Annotated in this window: 1 protein-coding gene; it reads left to right on the forward strand. The window is 74.8% G+C overall.

Features of this window, described 5'->3' with window-relative positions:
• Positions 1–942, forward strand: a 942-nt coding sequence (locus MCM47_RS41380; RefSeq protein ID WP_308222644.1) for a lytic polysaccharide monooxygenase, incomplete at its 5' end; no start/stop codon positions are given.
• Positions 943–1,064 lie beyond the last annotated feature (122 nt).

Raw genomic sequence — 1,064 nt, forward strand, 5'->3', positions numbered from 1 at the left:
AAACGAAGTGCCCTGTCCGTCGGCGTGATCGGCGCCGCGGTCCTCGCCGTGGCGGCCACCACCGCCGGCACCGCCGCCGCCCACGGCACCATGACCAACCCGGTGAGCCGGGTCGCGGCCTGCTACGCCGAAGGGCCGGAGAACCCCAGGTCCCAGATCTGCAAGGACCTGGTGGCGATGAGCGGCACCCAGCCGCTGTACGACTGGAACGAGGTCAACATCGCCAACGCGGACGGCCACCACCAGGCGCTGATCCCGGACGGCAAGCTCTGCTCCGCCAACCGCGACAAGTACAAGGCGCTCGACCTCCCCCGCGCCGACTGGCCGGCGACCCCGGTGAGCGCCGGTTCGTTCACCTTCAAGTTCCGCACCACCGCGCCGCACCTCGGCACCCAGACCGTCTACATCACCAAGCAGAGCTGGGACCCGACCCAGCCACTGAAGTGGTCGGACCTGGACCCGGCCCCGGTCGCCCAGGTGCCGGTCACCCGGACGGCCACGGACGGCTACTACACCTACGCCGGCACGCTGCCGCAACGCACCGGCCGCCAGCTGCTCTACACGATCTGGCAGCGCAGCGACAGCCCCGAGGCCTTCTACAGCTGCTCGGACATCGACTTCGGGAAGGCCTCCGCCGCCCAGCCCGCCGCGGCGCCGGCCGCGGCCGCGCTCGCCGCACCGGAGCCTGCCGCGCAGGCGCCGGCCGCGCCGAGCGAGGAGCAGATCACCGCGGGCCTGTCCAAGTCGACCGTGGCCCACCACGGCCACGGCGGCAACGCCAACGAGCCGGCCGGCGCCGTGGTGCCGACCGCCAGCGCCGCCGTCGGCGGCGGCTCGCCCACCGGCCCGCTGCTGCTGGCCGGCGCTGCCGCGATCGGCGCGGGCTGGGCCGGCATGGTGCTCCGGCGCCGTCGCGTCGAGGCTGTTCGACGCGACTCCTGAGCGCCGGAGGCCGGGGCCGGACCGAGCACCGACCCCCGTTTCGGTCCGGCCCCGGAACACCCGCGCAATGGCACGCCACGCCTGCCCCGGGGCCGGGGCGGGAGCGACACGTACGGCGGGCC

It is taken from the genome of Kitasatospora sp. A2-31 (genome assembly GCF_022288725.1).
GTDB lineage: Bacteria > Actinomycetota > Actinomycetes > Streptomycetales > Streptomycetaceae > Kitasatospora.